The 18,034-nt window shown below is 72.3% G+C and carries 15 protein-coding genes; 8 read left to right on the forward strand and 7 right to left on the reverse strand.

Annotated elements, in window-relative coordinates; genetic code table 11:
• Positions 1-64: 64 nt before the first annotated feature.
• Genes ACSUPV_RS14675 through ACSUPV_RS14685 form a run of 3 tightly spaced genes read right to left on the reverse strand, consistent with a single transcriptional unit; the run spans position 65 to position 2,264 of the window.
• On the reverse strand, positions 65-475 hold the full coding sequence (locus ACSUPV_RS14675) for a RidA family protein (protein WP_031119729.1): 411 nt from the start codon (positions 473-475) through the stop codon (positions 65-67).
• Positions 472-1,233, reverse strand: a complete 762-nt coding sequence (locus tag ACSUPV_RS14680) for an IclR family transcriptional regulator (protein WP_031119730.1) — start codon at positions 1,231-1,233, stop codon at positions 472-474. Before ACSUPV_RS14680 ends, ACSUPV_RS14675 begins: the two co-directional genes overlap by 4 nt.
• Positions 1,230-2,264 carry a sugar kinase gene (locus ACSUPV_RS14685; protein ID WP_031119731.1) on the reverse strand — a complete coding sequence of 345 codons (1,035 nt, stop codon included), beginning with the start codon at positions 2,262-2,264 and terminating at the stop codon, positions 1,230-1,232. Before ACSUPV_RS14685 ends, ACSUPV_RS14680 begins: the two co-directional genes overlap by 4 nt.
• Before the next feature lie 134 nt (positions 2,265-2,398).
• Between ACSUPV_RS14685 and ACSUPV_RS14690 the strand changes: the two genes are divergently transcribed.
• Together ACSUPV_RS14690 and ACSUPV_RS14695 are read left to right on the forward strand one after the other, a co-directional pair.
• Positions 2,399-3,676: an amino acid deaminase gene (locus tag ACSUPV_RS14690; protein WP_436947628.1), complete on the forward strand. Its 1,278-nt coding sequence runs from the start codon at positions 2,399-2,401 to the stop codon at positions 3,674-3,676.
• 13 nt (positions 3,677-3,689) lie between these two features.
• Positions 3,690-5,303 (forward strand): N-acyl-D-amino-acid deacylase family protein, encoded by a 1,614-nt coding sequence (locus ACSUPV_RS14695; protein WP_382612731.1) that lies wholly within the window; start codon positions 3,690-3,692, stop codon positions 5,301-5,303.
• A 43-nt stretch (positions 5,304-5,346) separates the two neighbouring features.
• Here ACSUPV_RS14695 and ACSUPV_RS14700 read toward each other — a convergent pair whose 3' ends face one another.
• Together ACSUPV_RS14700 and ACSUPV_RS14705 are read right to left on the reverse strand one after the other, a co-directional pair.
• Complete coding sequence (locus tag ACSUPV_RS14700; protein ID WP_031119734.1) at positions 5,347-6,270, reverse strand: S1 family peptidase; 924 nt, start codon at positions 6,268-6,270, stop codon at positions 5,347-5,349.
• A gap of 162 nt (positions 6,271-6,432) precedes the next feature.
• A complete protein-coding gene (locus tag ACSUPV_RS14705) occupies positions 6,433-7,518 on the reverse strand; it encodes a hypothetical protein (protein ID WP_436947629.1) in 1,086 nt (361 codons plus the stop codon).
• 126 nt (positions 7,519-7,644) lie between these two features.
• Between ACSUPV_RS14705 and ACSUPV_RS14710 the strand changes: the two genes are divergently transcribed.
• The 6 genes from ACSUPV_RS14710 to ACSUPV_RS14735 all read left to right on the forward strand — a co-directional run bounded on the left by ACSUPV_RS14710 (position 7,645) and on the right by ACSUPV_RS14735 (position 14,012).
• On the forward strand, positions 7,645-8,856 hold the full coding sequence (locus ACSUPV_RS14710; RefSeq protein ID WP_436947630.1) for a pyridoxal phosphate-dependent aminotransferase: 1,212 nt from the start codon (positions 7,645-7,647) through the stop codon (positions 8,854-8,856).
• Between the two features lie 113 nt (positions 8,857-8,969).
• Positions 8,970-9,386, forward strand: coding sequence for a hypothetical protein (locus ACSUPV_RS14715; RefSeq protein ID WP_031119737.1), 417 nt, complete (start codon positions 8,970-8,972; stop codon positions 9,384-9,386).
• Positions 9,387-9,589: 203 nt separating this feature from the next.
• Positions 9,590-10,654 (forward strand): substrate-binding domain-containing protein, encoded by a 1,065-nt coding sequence (locus tag ACSUPV_RS14720; RefSeq protein ID WP_436947631.1) that lies wholly within the window; start codon positions 9,590-9,592, stop codon positions 10,652-10,654.
• A 16-nt stretch (positions 10,655-10,670) separates the two neighbouring features.
• Complete coding sequence (locus ACSUPV_RS14725) at positions 10,671-11,846, forward strand: toxic anion resistance protein (protein ID WP_037757613.1); 1,176 nt, start codon at positions 10,671-10,673, stop codon at positions 11,844-11,846.
• Positions 11,843-13,399, forward strand: coding sequence for a substrate-binding and vWA domain-containing protein (locus ACSUPV_RS14730; RefSeq protein WP_436947632.1), 1,557 nt, complete (start codon positions 11,843-11,845; stop codon positions 13,397-13,399). The genes ACSUPV_RS14725 and ACSUPV_RS14730 overlap by 4 nt, the downstream gene beginning before the upstream one ends.
• Positions 13,386-14,012 carry a hypothetical protein gene (locus tag ACSUPV_RS14735; RefSeq protein ID WP_037757611.1) on the forward strand — a complete coding sequence of 209 codons (627 nt, stop codon included), beginning with the start codon at positions 13,386-13,388 and terminating at the stop codon, positions 14,010-14,012. Before ACSUPV_RS14730 ends, ACSUPV_RS14735 begins: the two co-directional genes overlap by 14 nt.
• Here ACSUPV_RS14735 and ACSUPV_RS14740 read toward each other — a convergent pair.
• Positions 14,002-15,735 carry an Ig-like domain repeat protein gene (locus ACSUPV_RS14740; RefSeq protein WP_359787601.1) on the reverse strand — a complete coding sequence of 578 codons (1,734 nt, stop codon included), beginning with the start codon at positions 15,733-15,735 and terminating at the stop codon, positions 14,002-14,004. The two genes, ACSUPV_RS14735 and ACSUPV_RS14740, sit on opposite strands and share 11 nt — an antisense overlap.
• A gap of 241 nt (positions 15,736-15,976) precedes the next feature.
• Positions 15,977-17,806, reverse strand: coding sequence for a phosphoenolpyruvate carboxykinase (GTP) (locus ACSUPV_RS14745; protein WP_436947633.1), 1,830 nt, complete (start codon positions 17,804-17,806; stop codon positions 15,977-15,979).
• Positions 17,807-18,034 lie beyond the last annotated feature (228 nt).

The raw sequence follows: 18,034 nt of genomic DNA on the forward strand, positions 1-18,034 counted from the left end.
GGGGAGCGCGACGCGGCGCATCGGGGCGCCGCGCCTCACGGGCGTGCGGGAATCGGGGGGTGGGTCAGCCGAGGACGGCGAGCGCGTCGATCTCGATGAGGAGGCCCGCGGGGAGACCGACGTAGACGGTCGTGCGCGCGGCGGGCGGCTGGGTCAGGCCCTGCTCCTCGAAGTACGCGTTGTAGATCTCGTTCATCTCGGCGAAGTGGGCCACGTCCGTCAGGTAGACGCGGATCATCATCACGTCGTCCCAGGAGGCGCCGCCCTCTTCGAGGATGGCCTTGACGTTGGCCAGGGTCTGGAGGGTCTGCTCGCGCAGGGTCGGCCCGGCGGGCGTGGGCGGCTTGCCCTCCTCGGCGGGCAGGAAGCCGACCTGGCCGGCGACCTGGAGGATGTTGCCCTTCCGCACCCCGTGCGAGAACTTCGCCGGCGGGGTGGTGTGGGTCTTCGGGGTGAGTGCGATCTTGTCCGTCATACGGTGCCCTTCACTGGTGTTCTGCCGGAGTACTCCCCGCTGATGGCGTCCGCCGTGCGGCGCACCAGCGGCAGGAGGGTGAGGAGTTCGTCGGCGGTGACGACGACGTTCGGCGCGGAGACCGACATCGCGGCGACGACCCGGCCGTCGGCGCCGCGGATGGGCGCCGCGACGCAGTTGATGGACTCCTCGTGGCCGCCGAGGTCGGTGGCCCAGCCCTGTTCGCGCACCTTCTCCAGCTCGCGCAGGAACGCGCTCGCGTTGGGGGTCGAACGGGCCGTGTACAGGGGGTAGTCGAGCTTCTCCGCGACGGCTCGCCGCTCGTGCTCGGGCAGGTCGGCCAGGAGCAGCTTCGCGACCGCGGCGACGGTGATGGCGACGGGCTTGCCGATGCGGGAGTACATCCGCACCGGGTAGCGGCTCTCCACCTTGTCGATGTAGAGGACCTCGTTCTCCTCGTACACGGCGAGGTGCACGGTGTGCCCGCAGCTCTCGTTGAGGCGGACCAGGTGGGGATGGGCGATCTCGCGGACGTCGAGGTTCTCCATGGCCTCCTGGGCGAGCGCGAAGAGGCGGGCGCCGAGGCGGTAGCGCTGGTCGGACTGGCGGTAGACCAGGCCGTGCTCGTGCAGGGTGCGCAGCAGGCGCAGGGCCGTGGACTTGTGGACGCCGAGGCGGTCGGCGACCTGCCCCAGGTCGGCGGGGCCCTCGGCGAGCAGCGGCAGGATGCTGAGCGCGCGGTCGACGGTCTGGCTCATGGCGTACGTACCTCCTCGTCGGCCCGCCGGACGTCCTCGGTCCAGCCGGGGCCGAGTCGCAGTCTCCCCCATGCCGCGTCGTCCAGGGCGGCGAGCCGGTCGGCGTGCTCCCGGGCGGGCGGCGCGGCGAGGTCACCGGGTGCGGTGAGGGCGGCGGCGGCCATGAGGTGCCCGTGCCGCAGCCGGTCCCGGGCGGGCAGTCCGCGCAGGGTGGCGGAGAGGAACCCGGCGGCGAAGGCGTCGCCCGCGCCGACGGCGGCGACGACCTCGACCCGCGGTGCGGGGACGAAGGTGACGTCCTGCTTGTCGAAGACGGTGGCTCCGGCGGCGCCCTGCTTGACGACCAGCACCTCGGGTTCGGGCAGGGCGGCGCGGACGGCCTCGGCGCTGTGCAGCCCCCAGGCCTCGTCCTGACCCACGAACACGAGGTCCGCGCCACGGGCGAGGTCGCGCAGGACCCCGGGTGCGTCCAGGTCGCGCCACAGGCCGGGCCGGTGGTTGACGTCGAAGGAGACCAGGGGGCGGCCGGGACGGCGTGCGGTCAGCGCGCGCATCAGGTCCAGGCAGCTGCCGGACAGCGCGGCCGTGATCCCGGACAGGTGCAGCACGCGTCCGGCGCCCACCGCCGTCGGGTCGGGGTCCGTCGGGCTCATCGCGGACGCGGCGGAGCCGGCCCGGTAGTACGCCACCTCGTGCGCGTCGGTGGCCCGGTCCCCGGCGGTGCGGAAGTAGATGCCCGTCGGGCGGTCGGGGTCGCGGCGCACGTGCGCCACGTCGACCCCGTAGCCACCGATCGCCTCCACCAGATGATCGCCGAAGGGGTCGTCCCCGACCCGGCTGACCCACCGCGCGGAGTGCCCCGCCGCCGCCAGCACGCACGCCACGTTGGACTCCGCCCCGCCGATCCCCCGCTCGAAGGAGGGAACGTCGGCGAGGCGGCCCGGCCGGGTGGGCAGGAACGTGACCATGGACTCGCCGAGCGCGACGACGTCCACGACGTCGGGGGTGTCGCAGGGTCCGGTGGGGGTCACGATGCTCGTAGCTCCTCGGCGGCTTCGGTAGGTGGCGGATTCATTGACCGGCGGTGGCCGAGATGTTAGACAGCGTTCAGCGACATACGCAATGAAGGTTGCATAGAGTGCAACAGCGCAGATCAGGAGGCTCCATGCCAGCCGACACCGCCGCCGAGTCCCTCGCCCGGCTCGCCGCAGAGCGCGTCGACCACCGCTTCAAGGGCCTCCCGCCGGACGCCGACGGGCTGACGGTCGGCGAGCTGGCCGCCCAGCGCCGCAACCTCTTCACCGGCGGCTTCGCCACGCCCGTGCTCGCGCTGTCCGCCGAGCGCCTGGAGCACAACCTGAAGCTCATGGAGACGTACGCGGCCCGACACGGCCTGGCCTTCGCGCCGCACGGCAAGACCTCCATGGCCCCGCAGCTGTTCCAGCGCCAGATCGAGCACGGGGCGTGGGGCATCACGCTCGCGGTGCCGCACCAGGTGCGGGTGGCGCGCGCCTTCGGCACCCGGCGCGTGTTCCTCGCGAACGAACTGGTCGACGCGGCGGCCCTGCGCTGGATCGCGGCCGAGCTGGACGCCGACCCCGATTTCGCGTTGGTCTGTTACGTCGACTCCGTGCGCGGGGTCGAGCTGATGGACGCGGCCCTGCGAGGTGCCACCCGCCCCGTCGACGTCGTGGTCGAGCTCGCCGCCGGTGAGGGCGCCCGGACCGGTGTCCGCACGGAGGCCGAGTGCGCGGCGGTCGCGGACGCCGTGGCCGCGACGCGGACGCTGCGGCTGGTCGGCGTCGCGGGCTACGAGGGCGAGGTGCCGAAGGCCGACCCGGAGCGGGTGACGGCGTGGCTGCGGCGGCTGGTCGCGCTCGCCGCCGACTTCGACAAGGCGGGGCGCTTCACCGGCCTGGACGAGATCGTCGTCAGCGCGGGCGGCAGCGCCTGGTTCGACGCGGTCGCCGAGGTCTTCGCGGAGATCCCCGAACTGTCCCGGCCCGTGCTGAAGTTGCTGCGCTCGGGCGCCTACGTCTCGCACGACGACGGCCACTACCGCAAGCTGACCCCGTTCAACCGGGTGCCCGAGGAGGGCGCCCTGGAGCCCGCGTTCCGGCTGTGGACCCAGGTGGTGTCACGGCCCTCCGCCGAGCAGGCCTTCGTCAACGCGGGCAAGCGGGACGCGGCCTACGACCTCGACCTGCCGTTCGCGCAGGTGATCCGCCGGGACGGCACCGAGCGCCCGGCCACCGGCGTGTCGGTGACGGCCCTGTCCGACCAGCACGCCTGGCTGAGCACCACACCAAAGGCGGACCTCCGGGTCGGCGACTGGGTCGGGCTCGGGCTGTCCCACCCGTGCACCTCGTTCGACAAGTGGCAGCTGATCCCGGTCGCCGAGGCGGACGGCACGGTCGTCGACTACGTCCGCACGTTCTTCTAGGAGGCGCGAAGCGATGGAAGAGCTCGTCATCCGGGACGCCGAGGTCGTCGACGGCTCCGGCGCCGACTCCTACCGGGCCGACGTCGTCGTCGACGGCGGCCGGATCACCTCGATCGTCAAGGAGGCCGCGGCGGCCGGCTGCCAGCGGCCGAAGGCCCGCCGGGAGCTGGACGCCGAAGGGCTGGTCCTCTCCCCCGGCTTCGTCGACATGCACGCCCACAGCGACCTGGCACTGCTGCGCGACCCCGACCACAGCGCCAAGGCCGCGCAGGGCGTGACGCTGGAGGTGATCGGCCAGGACGGGCTGTCGTACGCGCCGGTCGACGACCGCACGCTCGACGAGGTGCGCCGGGCGATCGCCGGGTGGAACGGGCCCGGGGACGACATCGACTTCGACTGGCGCACGGTCGGCGAGTACCTGGACCGGCTCGACCGGGGCATCGCCGTCAACGCGGCCTACCTCGTCCCGCAGGGCACGGTCCGGGCTCTCGCCGTCGGCTGGGAGGACCGGGACGCCACCCCGGACGAGCTGGACCGGATGCGGCAGTTGGTCGCCGAGGGCATGGAGCAGGGCGCCGTCGGCATGTCGTCGGGGCTGACGTACACGCCCGGCATGTACGCGCGGAACGCCGAACTGACCGAGCTGTGCAAGGTGGTGGCGTCCTACGACGGCTACTACTGCCCGCACCACCGCTCCTACGGCGCCGGCGCGCTGGCGGCGTACCGGGAGATGATCGCGCTGACGAGGAAGGCGGGCTGCTCCCTCCATCTCGCCCACGCCACGATGAACTTCGGCGTGAACAAGGGCCGGGCGCCGGAGCTGCTGGCCCTGCTGGACGAGGCCCTGGCGGCCGGGGCGGACATCAGTCTCGACACGTACCCCTACACCCCGGGCTGCACCACGCTCGCGGCCGTGCTGCCGAGCTGGGCGAGCGAGGGCGGCCCGGAGGAGACCCTCAGGCGGCTGGCGGACCCCGGTACGGCGGAACGCATCCGCCACGACCTGGAGGTCACCGGCTCCGACGGCTGCCACGGCGTGCCCGTCGAGTGGGACACCATCGAGATCTCGGGCGTGAACGATCCGGCCCTCGCCGACTACGTGGGCCGGACGATCGAGGAGTCGGCGGCCGTCCGGCGGGAGGACCCCTGGGTGACCGCGCGCGCCCTGCTGCTGGCCGACCGGCTGGCCCCGACGATCCTCCAGCACGTGGGCCACGAGGAGAACGTCCGGGAGATCATGCGGCACCCGGTGCACACGGGCGGCTCGGACGGCATCCTCCAGGGCGCCAAGCCGCACCCGCGGGCGTACGGCACGTTCCCCCACTATCTCGGGCACTATGTACGGGAGTTGGGGGTGCTGTCGCTGGAGGAGTGCGTCGCGCACCTCACCTCGCGTCCGGCCGCGCGGCTGCGACTGCCGGACCGGGGCCTGGTCCGCGAGGGGTACGTGGCCGACCTGGTGCTCTTCGACCCGGCGACGGTCGCGGCGGGCTCCACCTTCGCGGAGCCGCGCCGCCTCCCGACGGGCATCCCGTACGTCCTGGTCGACGGCCGGTTCGTGATCGAGGACGGCCGGCGCACGGACGTGCTGGCGGGCCGGGCGGTCCGCAGGACTCCTCCCGCGTGACCGCCCGGCCGGCACCCTGCCCCACGACTCGGGACAAGCCGCCTTACGGCTTGGGCAGGGTGCAGCCGCTCGCGCTCAGGTCGAGCTTGTTGTCGATGCCGAAGCAGGCCGGGATCCCGTAGGTCTGCTGGGCGTAGTTGATGCCCTTGCGGACGGTCACGGTGCCGTTCGCGTCGACCTCACAGGGGTTGTTCACCGTGCAGCGCTCGCCGTCCTCGTTACCGGTGTTGTTGACGGCGACGACCTTGCCGGTGGCCTCGTCGACGACCGGCGAGCCGGACGTGCCGCCGATGGTGTTGCAGGCCGAGGTGTAGCGGACCGAGTCCTTCCAGGTCCAGTCGCCCTCCTTCAGGGTGGGCACGAAGCCGTCGACGGAGCAGCTGTAGATCCGCTTCCAGTAGCCCGAGGGGATGCTGATGGCGGTGCCGGCGACCGGGTGACTGTCGTTCAGCGTCAGCGCGTTGATGTTGTACGAGCTCTTGATCTGCGCGTACGTGGTGGTGAGCTGGTACAGCGCGACGTCCGTGTCGGTCATCGTGCCGTAGGCGAGCTTGGCGGCGCGCAGGGTCGCGACGCGCGAGCCGGAGGCGTTGAGCAGGCTGAAGGTGCGGCTGGACGCCTTGTCGACGAGGACCTCGCCGGGCCCGGGGAAGCCGGACTCCAGACAGTGGCCGTTGGTCATCACGAGCGCCGGGTCGTTGCTCTCGGAGTCCGGCATGCGGACGACGGAGCCGGAGCAGTTGCTGAGCGCGACCGTGCCGGCGAAGTTGACCGCCTTGGCCGACGGGTTGAGCCCGGCCAGCGTCTGCTCCACGGACGAGACCACGCCCGAGACGGCGGACGTGGCCGAGCCCGTGTCCGCGGCCTTGCCGACGCCCGTGGGGGCGGCCTCGGCAGCGGTCGCGGGGGCCGCGCCGGCCCCGGCTATCGCCAGGGCGCAGAACGCGGCGGCGAGAGGTTTTCTCATGGGGGGTCCCCTCTTGCGACGGAGGCGGCCGGAAATCCTCCGGCCGCCCGCAGTGTTGTCATGCACATTGTGATCGTCGCAAGGCGGGCGGGGCAAGGAGTCGTTCCACAAGCGGAACCAGCGCGTCCTGCCCGACCCTACTCAACCGCCCTCACCGGTCGGCTACTTGGGGCCCTTCGTACCACCGGGGCCGTGGCCCGGTTTTCCCTCGGCTCTGCCCGGGGGTGTCGCGGTGGTGTCGGGGGCGGACGTCGTCGGGGTGGCGGCCGGAGGGTTGACGGCCGGGGGCGGCGCGTTGTCTGTCACATCGTCGGACGGGGTGGGGCTCGCGGTGACCGACGGGCTCGCGGACGCGGTCGCGGACGGCTCGCCGCGATCCGCCGGCCGGCCGGCGAGCGGCGCGGCGGGAGTCGAGGCCGGGTCGGTGCCGGTGGGCATGACCGGCGACTCCCCCACCGTCGGCCCGCTCCGGCCGCCCTCGCCGCCCCGCGTCCCGGACGGCGACCCCGAGAAGGAGAACCCGGCGATCAGAGCCGCCGCCGACACGGCACCCACGGCACCGGCGGCGACCGCCACCCGGCGCGATCGCCAGGGACTCGTCCGCCGCCGGGCGCGATGCCCCGCCCCGGACCGACGCCCCGCCGGCACCACCGGCAGCTCGCGCGTGTCGCCCACGGCGCCGGCGGCTCCCACGGTGCCGACGGCGCCCGTGACGTTCCTGGCGTGCGTGGCTCCCACGGCACCGGTGGCGCCGCCTCCTGCGCCTCCCGCGACGCCGCCGCCCGCGCCACCCGCGGCGTCCACACCCATGCCGCCCGTGTCGCCCGAGCCGGTGAGCCCCGCGCCGCCGGTGGCGCCCGTGACTCCGGCGGTTCCCGTGACTCCGGCGGTTCCCGTGACTCCGGGGGCTCCCGCGACTCCGGTGACTCCCATGACCCCCGCGCCCGCCGCGCCGTGCATGGCCTCCGTGAGCCCGGCGGCCCCGAGTGCCTCTGTGGCCCCTGTGGCCCCTGCGACCCCTGTGGCGCCGACAGCCTCTCCGGTAGCCGTAGCCCCCGCCGCCCCCACGGCCCCCGCGGTGCCCGCCGGGGCCGTGTCGCCGTACACGTCCTGCCATCCGTGCGCCGCCGCCGGATCGGCGTACCCGTCGTATGCCGGGGGCGGGGCGGCCTGCGGCAGGTACACGTTCGGCGGCCCTTGGGGCTCGCCGCCGGTCGCTCCGTCGGCGTATTCGAATGACTTGGACATGGCGGCGCATTCTAGGGACAGGAGGTGCTGGTGGGACAGCGTGCGGCGATATCCACCCAAATCGCCGCGTCTCACGTGGCGGAAAACACGACCCGAGAGGCGTTACCGGGCCGTAAGCTCCCAGACATGCAGGTGATCCAGTCGACCAAGCTCGCCAACGTCTGTTACGAGATCCGGGGCCCGGTGCTCGAGGAGGCGATGCGGCTGGAAGCGGCCGGTCACCGGATCCTCAAGCTGAACACGGGCAACCCGGCGGCGTTCGGCTTCGAGTGCCCGCCCGAGATCCTGGAGGACATCCTCCGCAACGTCTCCTCGGCCCACGGCTACGGGGACGCGAAGGGCCTGCTGGCCGCCCGACGCGCGGTCGTGATGCACAACCAGACCCTCGGCATCGAGACGGACGTCGAGCACGTCTTCATCGGCAACGGCGTCTCCGAGCTGATCGTGATGGCGATGCAGGGCCTGCTGGACGACGGCGACGAGGTCCTCGTGCCCGCGCCCGACTACCCGCTGTGGACCGCCGCCGTCTCCCTGTCCGGCGGCACTGCGGTGCACTACCGCTGCGACGAGCAGGCCGACTGGATGCCCGACCTCGCCGACGTCGAGCGCAGGGTCACCGACCGCACCAAGGCGATCGTGATCATCAACCCGAACAACCCGACGGGCGCGGTCTACGACGAGGCGATGATCAAGGGCCTGACCGACATCGCCCGCCGCCACAACCTGCTGGTCTGCTCGGACGAGATCTACGACAAGATCCTGTACGACGGCGCCACGCACACGCCGACCGCCGCCGTCGCGCCCGACCTGCTCACCCTCACCTTCAACGGCATGTCGAAGGCGTACCGGGTGGCCGGCTACCGGGTGGGCTGGATGTCGATCTCCGGGCCGCGGGCGCACGCCGACTCCTACATCGAGGGCCTGACGATCCTGGCGAACATGCGCCTGTGCGCGAACATGCCGGGACAGCACGGCGTGGTCGCCGCGCTCAGCGGACGGCAGACGATCAACGACCTGGTGCTGCCGGGCGGGCGGCTGCGCGAGCAGCGGGACGTGGCCTACGAGCTGCTCACCCAGATCCCGGGCGTGACGTGCGTGAAGCCCAAGGGGGCGCTGTACCTCTTCCCGCGCCTCGACCCCAAGGTCTTCAAGATCAAGGACGACCGCCGCATGGTCCTGGACCTGCTCCGGCGCGAGAAGATCATGGTCGTGCAGGGCACGGGCTTCAACTGGCCGGAGCCGGACCACTTCCGGGTGGTGACACTGCCGACGGTCGGGGACCTGCGCGACGCGGTGGGGCGGATCGGGCACTTCCTGGACGGCTACAGCCAGCCCTGACCCCGGCACTCCGTTCACGGTATGTATGCGGTCAGTCCGGTTTTGTGAGCAACTCAACTTTAGACGAAATCTAAGCTAGGATGGTTTCCTGCAAGCATTCAGGAGGCCCTCCCATGTACGAACCGATCCGCACCAAGTCGGTCCACAGCACGGTGGACGGCCCCCACCCGGACTTCCCCCACCGTTCCCGTGAGGAAGAGCTGGACATCCAGCTCGCGGGCCATCTCGCCGCCCTGCTCGCCGTCACGGACGAGCTGCGCGCGCTGGAGGGCTCGTCCGACCTGGACACGGCGGCGGAGCGGCTCGCGGAGCAGGTGGGCCGACTGAGGGGTGGCACCGCCCCGGCCCGGGTGACCGGCACGCGGCGCGAGCGGAACGCCGCCGCCCTGCACCGGCGGGCGCACGCCCTGGCCGGCCGGGCCCTGGTCGTCGCCGCCTCCCGCGCCGACACGGCGGCCGCGATCCTGGCCGCCGAGCGGATGGACGCCCACGCGGCGGCGCTGGAGCCGCGCGCACTCGCGTCCCGCTGAGCCCTGCGGGGCTCCCCCTGACGGCCCCGGTCCGCGCGCACCCGCAGCGACGCGCGGACCGGGCGCCACAATCCCCTTCGTGAGGGCTTTCGGGTACCCGGGTGCGGAGCCCGTCATTCCTGTTGCATACCGGGATCGCCCGGTCATCCCCCGTTCACCCGGACCGTCCTGGAACGTTGGATTCCAGGAGCACGCTCCCCGGCGTGAGACGTATCGCAGGAATCGTCCTCGCGGTCGTGCTGATCGGCGGCGTGGTGGCAGCCGTCGTGGCCGGCCGGCAAGGAGAGGACACCGGCACGGCAACGAAGACCGTGCGCGCGGTGATCGGATCGGAGAAGGCGGAGTTCTTCGCCGATCCCGACGTGGTGAAGGCCCTCGCCTCCAAGGGCTACACCGTCGAGGCGGAGACCTCCGGGTCCTGGGCCATGGAGGGCCTGGACCTCAAGAGGTACGACCTCGCCTTCCCGTCCAGCCAGGCGCCCGCCGTCGAACTCGCCGAACGGTACGAGGTGCGCGGGGCGCTGCCCCGGCCCTTCTACTCGCCCCTCGTGGTCGTGGCCCATCGCGCCGCCGCCGAGGTGCTCGCCGGGAACGGACTCGCGTCGCTCGACGCGGAGCACCGCGGCACCCTCAGGATGGGCGCCTACCTCGACGCCGCCCGGGACGACCGCACCTGGCAGCAGCTCAAGGGCGCGGACCGGCACGGGGAGTTGAGCGGCACGCTCTTCATCTCCAGCACCGATCCGAAGACCTCCAACTCCGGGGCGCTGTACCTCGCCGCCGCCTCCTACGTCGCCAACGGCGGCCGGGTCGTCGCGAGCGAGGCCGACCTCGACCGCACGGCGCCGCTGCTGAGGAAGCTCGTCACCGTCCAGGGCGCCCAGCAGACCGGCTCGGACGCGGTCTTCCGGGACTTCGTCAGCGGCGCGGGCAACCCGCTGGTGCTGGTCTACGAGTCCCAGGTCGCCTCGCTGCTCGCCGGCGGGCAGCAGCCCGGTGACCTCGTCGTGCTGTACCCCGACACCACCGTCAACAGCGACCACACGGTCGTGGCACTCACCGGGAACGGCAAGGCGCTCGCCGAACTCCTGGGCAGCGACCCGGCGTTGCGGCAGCTCGCCGTCCGGCACGGGTTCCGGCCACAGGGCGCCGCCGTCGGGTTCGCCTCGGCCACCACCTACCTCAAGCAGGAACTGACCGGTGTCCGGCAGGCGCCCGTGCCCACCTCCGAGGTGCTGCACGAGATGGCGCGCCGGGCACGCGGATGACAGGGGGAAACCGCACGTGACCAGCACCGACTCCGACTTCACGCTCACCCCGCCCGAGCCCGTCGCGCCCGTGCCGCGGGAGAAGGCCGGCGGGCTCGTCCCCGTCGACGAGACCGTCCGCACCGACATGGCCCGCAAGGCCGCCGCCTACGTCGAGGGGCTCGCCGCGCTCGACGCCCGCTCGCCCGAGTTCGCCGGCAAGGTCGGGGAGATCACGGCCCTCGGCGCGGGCGAGATGCGCTCCGCCGCCGCCCAGTCCAACCGCATGCTGGAACGCACCGTGCGCAGCCTGCCGGACAAGGGCGGCGACGCCCAGTCGCAGGTCGCGGGCTCGCTCGTGGAACTGCGGCGGGTGGTCGAGGACCTGGACCCGCGCGACCTGCCGGCGGGCAAGGGCCGCAAGTTCCTCTCCCGGCTGCCCGGCGGCAACAAGCTGCGCGACCACGTCGCCAAGTACGCCTCCGCCCAGGGCACCCTCAACAGAATCGTCGGTTCGCTCCGCGGCGGCCAGGACGAACTGCGCCGCGACAACGCCGCGTTGCAGACCGAGCGGGTCCGGCTGTGGGAGACCATGGGCAAGCTCCAGGAGTACGTGGTCCTCACCCAGGCCCTGGACACGGCCGTCGAGGAGCACATCGCCGGCGTCGAGGCGGCCGACCCGGCACAGGCCGACACCCTCCGCGCCGACGTGCTCTTCCCGGTCCGGCAGAAGCACCAGGACCTGCTGACGCAGCTCGCGGTGTGCGCGCAGGGGTACCTCGCCATGGACGTCGTACGCCGCAACAATGACGAGCTGATCAAGGGCGTCGACCGGGCGGCCACCACGACCGTGTCGGCCCTGCGCATCTCGGTGATGCTGGCGTCCGCGCTGGAGAACCAGAAGAAGGTCGTCGACCAGGTCAACGCGTTGCGCGGCACCACCGAGGACCTGATCCGGGGCAACGCGGAGATGCTCGCCACGCAGAGCGGGGAGATCCAGCGCATCGCCGCCGACCCGGCGGTCGGGGCGGAGACCCTGCGGTCGGCGTTCCAGCAGATCTACCGCACGCTCGACGCGATCGACACCTACAAGGTCCAGGCGACCGAGGCGATGGCGGCGACCGTCGAGTCCCTCACCTCCGAACTGCAGCAGGCGAGCACGTATCTGGAGCGGAGCCGGGCGCAGGGCGCGCTGGAAGGGGGCCGGGCATGAGACGACGCGGCCTCGCCGTCGCCCTCGCCGCGGTGACGGTGCTGACGGCGGCCTGCACCGCCCGGGAGGAGCCGGCGGCGTCCCGCACCCCCGGCGTCCCCTGGCCGGCCGAACCGGGCACCCTGCGCGTCCTCGCCTCCAGCGAGCTGAGCGACATGACCCCGGTCCTGGAACGGATCGGGAAGGACACCGGCATCACGGTGCGGCCCGTCTACATGGGCACCCTCGACGCCGTCGACCTCCTGGCGAAGGGCAGGGCGGACGGGGCCTACGACGCCGTGTGGCTGTCGTCCAACGACTATCTGCGGCTGCGTCCGGACGCGGCGCGGAAGGTCGTGTCGGAGACGCCCGTGATGACGAGCCCGGTCGCCGTCGGCGTGCGGACGGCCACCGTGCGGGCGCTGGGCTGGAAGCCTGCGGACGTCACCTGGTCCCAGGTCGAGAAGGCGGTCCGGGACGGCAGGCTGACGTACGGCATGACCGACCCGGCCCGCTCGAACTCCGGTTTCGCCGCGCTGGTCTCGGTCGCCTCCGCCCTCTCCGGCGCCCAGTCCGCCCTGAGCGACGACGACGTCACGAAGGCCACGCCCCGGCTGGAGGAGTTCTTCCGGGGGCAGAAGCTGACCTCGGGCTCGTCGGGCTGGCTCGCGTCGGCCTACCGGCGGCGCGGGAACGTCGACGCGCTGCTGAACTACGAGTCCGTGCTCAAGGGCATCCCCGGGCTCACCGTGATCCGCCCCCGCGACGGCGTCGTCACCGCCGACTACCCGCTCTCCACCCTCGCCTCCTCCTCGGCGGCGACCCGCGAGGACGTCCGCCGGCTCACCGAGGCGCTGCGCTCGCCGGAGGCGCAGCGGGACATCACCCGCCGCACCCACCGCCGTCCCGTCGTCGCGTCCGTGCCGCCCGCACCCGGCCTCGACACCGGGCGTCGGCGCGAACTTCCCTTCCCGGGCAGCCGTTCCGTCGCCGACGGGCTGCTCGACGCGTACGAGAACAAGCTGCGCCGCCCGTCCCGCACGGTGTACGTCCTCGACACCTCCGGCTCGATGGAGGGGGACCGGCTGGAAGGGCTGAAGTCCGCGCTCACCGGGCTCACCGGGGACTTCCGCGACCGGGAGGAGGTGACGCTGATGCCGTTCGGCTCGCGGGTGAAGAGCGTACGGACGCACGTCGTCGACCCGGCCCGGCCGCGGCAGGGCCTCGACGCGATCCGCGCCGACACCGCCCGGCTCACCGCCGAGGGCGAGACCGCGATCTACACCTCCCTGGAGAAGGCCTACGACCATCTCGGCACCGACCGGGACACGTTCACCTCGATCGTGCTGATGACGGACGGCGAGAACACCACCGGCGCCGAGGCCGGGCAGTTCGAGGACTTCTACGAGCGGCTGCCGCGCGAGCGGGCCGAGATCCCCGTGTTCCCCATCCTGTTCGGCGACTCCGACCGGGCCGAGCTGGAGCACATCGCCGAGCTGACCGGCGGCCGTCTCTTCGACGCCCGGCAGGGTTCGCTCGACGGCGCCTTCGAGGAGATCCGTGGCTACCAGTAGGTTCGTCCGCTACCTGGAGTCCCGCAAGAACATCACGGGCAGCGCCTGCGGGGTCGTGGGCCTCGCCCTGACGTTCGCGGGCGTGGCGGGGCCGTACTGGCCCGTCGTGGTGGCCGGTCTGTACGGGGCGGGCGCGCTGATCGCCCCGCCGGAGCGGCCGGACCCGCCGGCCTTCCCGGATCCGTCGGCCCAGCTCGACGAGGTGCGCGCGGACCTCGGCACGCTCCGCGCCTACCTGGCCGGCGTCGACCTGCCGCCCGCCGTCGCGGCCCGGCTGGGCGAACTCACCGACCTGCTCACGGCGTTGCTCGACCCGGGGTGGACCACGGAGCTGCTGGCGCACGACCCGGAGGGCGTGCACACCCTGTCCCGGACCGTGCGCCGGGATCTGCCGGAGGCCGTCGACGCCTTCGTGCGGACCCGGTGGTGGGCGCGGCTGTCGCCCGGGGCGGAGGCGCCCGAGCGGCATCTGGAGCGGCAGCTCGGCCTGCTGCGGGAGGAGGCCGAGCGGCTGGCGGCGGGTCTGCGGGAGACCGAGGCCCGCCGCCAGGAGTCCGTCACCCGCTACCTGGAGGACAGGGGCGGGCCGGCGGGCGGCGGGCTCAGCGCCTGACGTACACCTCGGCCGACGCCGTCGCCCCGGCGTGCAGGTCGTCACCCGGCCAGCTGACCGTGTAGGTCACCTCGCGGCGGGTGCGCGGCACGTCGTTGATGGTGAACGTGCCGTCGGCGGCGACGGTCACCGACGACAGGGTGCCGGTGCCGAGCCGGTCCTCGCGCACGACCTTGAGCACGGGCCGTTCCGCGAGCGCCTTGCCCTGCGCGGTGAAGGTGCCGGTGATCTCGATGCCGCCGGACATGCTCGCCTCCTCGGGGGCGGTGAGCGCGATCGAGGTGGGCGCCTTGGCCACCGTCACGGTGTGCGTGACGTCCGTGGCCGGGCGGTGGGTGAGGTCGCCGAGGTAGGACACCGTGTAGGTGGCCTCGCCGGTCCGGTCGGGTTCGTCGAGGACGGTGAAGGTGCCGTCCTCCTTCACGGTGGCGGTGCCCAGCTGGTGGGTGCCGCTCGCGTCGGTGCGGGTCGCGGTGACCTTGACGGGCTCGGCGGGCGCGGGGCCGTCCAGCTCCAGCTTGCCGCGCACGGCCAGCGGCTCCCCGGCGACGGCCGTGCCGGGGCTGTGGGTCAGGCCGCCGGTGAAGCGGGTGTCGTACTGGACGGCCGGCGGCTGGATGATGTGCAGCCAGTACTGGCTGCCGGCGGCGTTGGTGGTGACCGCGAACAGCCGGGAGCCGTCCGCGGACCACTCCATGCCGCGCGGGACGACCCGGTCGCCGTCGAGGCTGCCCTCGAAGACGAACTCCAGCGGGGCGGAGGAGTCGGCCGGGTCGGCGGGCTGGAGCAGCAGGTCCGGTGTGGAGCCGGTGGCGGACGCGCCGCGTGCCAGGTACCTGCCGTCGCCGCTGAACGCCACGGCGGAGGCGGTGGCGCCCTGCGGGAGCGCCGGGTAGCCGGTCGCCGCGTCCGACAGGTCGCTGGTGTTGAGCAGCCGCGTGCCGTGGGCGGCGTCCGCGAGGGCGACCTTGCTGCCGTCCGCGGAGAACGCCATGTCCTTCAGGTTCAGCGCGCCCTTGCCGTCGGCGTCGGCGAACCGGCGGGCGGCGTTGCGCACCGGGGTGTCGCCGCTGGTGTCGAACACCGTGACGAAGGGGTTGGCCGCCTGCGGGGCGGCCGGCTGGCCCATCAGCATCCGGTCGCCGGGGCCGGCCTCCAGCTGGAGCCGGCCGTAGTCGTTCCAGCCGGTCCGGGTGTGGGCGCCGCCCACGAGGGCGTCCAGATTCGTGTGCGCGGTCGTGGCGCACTGGGAGGAGTAGGACGCGTAGGGCGTGGTGAAGTACACCTCGCCACCGGAGAAGGCGAGTTCGCGTCCGCACTGGTCGAGGTTGGCGCTGACGGCGCTGGTCTGCGTGAGCGTGGTGGTGTCGTAGCCCACGATCCGGCTGCGCTCGCCGGCGTACAGGGTGGAGCCGTCGGCGCTGAGCGCCAGGCCGGAGATGTGGCTCGGGGTGGTGATCGTGGAGATGCGCTCGCCGCCGAAGGTGTAGACGGCGATGGTGCCCTTGTAGTACGAGTCGCCCGTCATGGCGTCCGCGACGAAGACCCGCTCGTGGACCGAGTCGACCGCGAGCGCCGAGTACGTCGTCATGGGCAGCTTCACCACGGCGTCGGAGGCCGCCGCGTGCGCCGCGGGCGCGGCGGCGACGGTCAGTCCGGTTCCCGCCAGCAGCGCGGCGGACAGCGTGGCCGCGAGACGTCTGGAACGGTGTGCAGTATGCAACTGTGCCCCCCACAGGCTGTCTTGAGGGCCTCACCGGGACCGGTGAGACGCCTGTAGGCAGCATGAAACAGGCGTGAAGATCCTGTGAGCAAGGGGGCGCGCGGGAACGACGGAGGCAGGGGCCCGCACGCCGTTGTGCGGGCCCCTGCCTGCGGTGGTGCGTCCACCGCGGCCGGCCGTGACGATGTTGCTGGTCAGGGCACTGTCGGTTCCGGCCGGCCGCGGAGTTCGGGGGTGGGGCTCAGCCCAGGCGCTCCACCAGGGCGCGGTACTGGTCCCACAGCTCCTTCGGCGTGTGGTCGCCGAAGGTGTTGAGGTGCTCGGGGACCAGGGCGGCCTCCTCGCGCCAGACCTCCTTGTCGACCGTGAGGAGGAACTCCAGGTCGGAGTCGGCCAGTTCCAGGCCGTTCGTGTCGAGGGCGTCCTTCGTCGGCAGGATGCCGATCGGGGTCTCGACGCCCTCCGCCTTGCCCTCCAGGCGCTCCACGATCCACTTCAGGACGCGGGAGTTCTCACCGAAGCCGGGCCAGACGAACTTGCCGTCGTCGTCCTTGCGGAACCAGTTGACGTAGTAGATCTTCGGCAGCTTGGACTGGTCCTTGTCCTTGGCCACGTCGATCCAGTGGGCCATGTAGTCGCCCATGTTGTAGCCGCAGAACGGCAGCATCGCGAAGGGGTCGCGGCGCAGTTCGCCGACCTTGCCCTCGGCGGCGGCGGTCTTCTCGGAGGCCACGTTGGCGCCGAGGAAGACGCCGTGGTTCCAGTCGAAGGACTCCGTGACCAGGGGGACGGCGGTGGCGCGGCGGCCGCCGAAGAGGATCGCGGAGATCGGCACGCCCTTGGGGTCCTCCCACTCCGGCGCGATGATCGGGCACTGCGAGGCCGGGACGGTGAAACGGGCGTTGGGGTGCGCGGCGGGCGTTTCGGACTCGGGCGTCCAGGAGTTGCCCTTCCAGTCCGTGAGGTGGGCCGGAGGCTCCTCGGTCATGCCCTCCCACCACACGTCGTTGTCGTCGGTGAGGGCGACGTTGGTGAAGACGGAGTTGCCCCAGAGCGTCTTCATGGCGTTGGCGTTGGTGTGCTCGCCGGTGCCGGGCGCGACGCCGAAGAAGCCGGCCTCGGGGTTGATGGCGTACAGGCGGCCGTCCTCACCGAAGCGCATCCAGGCGATGTCGTCGCCGATGGTCTCGACCGTCCAGCCGGGGATGGTCGGCTCCAGCATGGCGAGGTTGGTCTTGCCGCAGGCGCTCGGGAAGGCCGCGGCGACGTACTTGGCCTCGCCGCGCGGCGGGGTCAGCTTGAGGACGAGCATGTGCTCGGCCAGCCAGCCCTCGTCTCGGGCCATGACGGAGGCGATGCGCAGGGCGTAGCACTTCTTGCCGAGCAGGGCGTTGCCGCCGTAGCCGGAGCCGTAGGACCAGATCTCGCGGTCCTCGGGGAAGTGCGAGATGTACTTGGTCTGGTTGCAGGGCCAGGGGACGTCCTCCTGGCCGGGCTCCAGCGGGGCGCCCAGGGTGTGCACGGCCTTGACGAAGAAGCCGTCGGAGCCGAGCTCGTCGAGGACGGCCTGACCCATGCGGGTCATGGTGCGCATGGAGACGGCGACGTAGGCCGAGTCGGTGATCTCCACGCCGAGCGCGGACAGCGGCGAGCCGAGCGGGCCCATGCAGAAGGGCACGACGTACATGGTCCGGCCGCGCATCGAGCCGCGGAACAGACCGCCCTGACCGCCGGAGCCCTGGAAGATCTCCCGCATCTCGGCGGGGGCCTTCCAGTGGTTCGTCGGGCCCGCGTCCTCCTCCTTCTCGGAGCAGATGAACGTCCGGTCCTCCACGCGGGCGACGTCGGTGGGGTCGGAGGCCGCGTAGTAGGAGTGGGGGCGCTTGATCGGGTCGAGTTTCCGGAAGGTGCCCTTCTGGACGAGCTCCCCGCACAGTCGCTCGTACTCGGCCTCGGATCCGTCACACCAGACCACGTTGTCCGGCTGCGTCAGTTCTGCGATCTCGTTGACCCACGAGATCAGCCCCTGATGAGTGGTGGGGACGGTGGGAGCCGCGATGTCGCGCGCCACGATTGCTCCTAAATGAGGGTTTTTTTGATGTGGAGGCCCCGTGGGGGCTGCGACCCGGATGCTTCAGGGTGGAACTTGGCGCTCATCCGGTGCCGACCGCACTCATTTGATCATCCGACGTGAGCGCCCATCTGTCCAGAGGAGCGCACAGGTGAGCAACGTGAGGATCGCCACGGTTTCTCGCGCCGCTTTACGTGCACGTTGCGTTCACCAGACCGCCCGTTTGCG

The sequence above is a fragment of the Streptomyces sp. SudanB52_2052 genome (assembly GCF_964272415.1).
Taxonomy (GTDB): domain Bacteria; phylum Actinomycetota; class Actinomycetes; order Streptomycetales; family Streptomycetaceae; genus Streptomyces; species Streptomyces olindensis.

Excerpts from the sequence above, each read along its gene's own strand:
- ACSUPV_RS14730 (WP_436947632.1), top strand. The coding sequence starts at position 11,843 with ATGAGACGACGCGGCCTCGCCGTCGCCCTCGCCGCGGTGACGGTGCTG.
- ACSUPV_RS14715 (WP_031119737.1), top strand. The coding sequence starts at position 8,970 with ATGTACGAACCGATCCGCACCAAGTCGGTCCACAGCACGGTGGACGGC.
- ACSUPV_RS14675 (WP_031119729.1), bottom strand. The coding sequence starts at position 475 with ATGACGGACAAGATCGCACTCACCCCGAAGACCCACACCACCCCGCCG.
- ACSUPV_RS14695 (WP_382612731.1), top strand. The coding sequence starts at position 3,690 with ATGGAAGAGCTCGTCATCCGGGACGCCGAGGTCGTCGACGGCTCCGGC.
- ACSUPV_RS14705 (WP_436947629.1), bottom strand. The coding sequence starts at position 7,518 with ATGTCCAAGTCATTCGAATACGCCGACGGAGCGACCGGCGGCGAGCCC.
- ACSUPV_RS14680 (WP_031119730.1), bottom strand. The coding sequence starts at position 1,233 with ATGAGCCAGACCGTCGACCGCGCGCTCAGCATCCTGCCGCTGCTCGCC.
- ACSUPV_RS14700 (WP_031119734.1), bottom strand. The coding sequence starts at position 6,270 with ATGAGAAAACCTCTCGCCGCCGCGTTCTGCGCCCTGGCGATAGCCGGG.
- ACSUPV_RS14690 (WP_436947628.1), top strand. The coding sequence starts at position 2,399 with ATGCCAGCCGACACCGCCGCCGAGTCCCTCGCCCGGCTCGCCGCAGAG.
- ACSUPV_RS14710 (WP_436947630.1), top strand. The coding sequence starts at position 7,645 with ATGCAGGTGATCCAGTCGACCAAGCTCGCCAACGTCTGTTACGAGATC.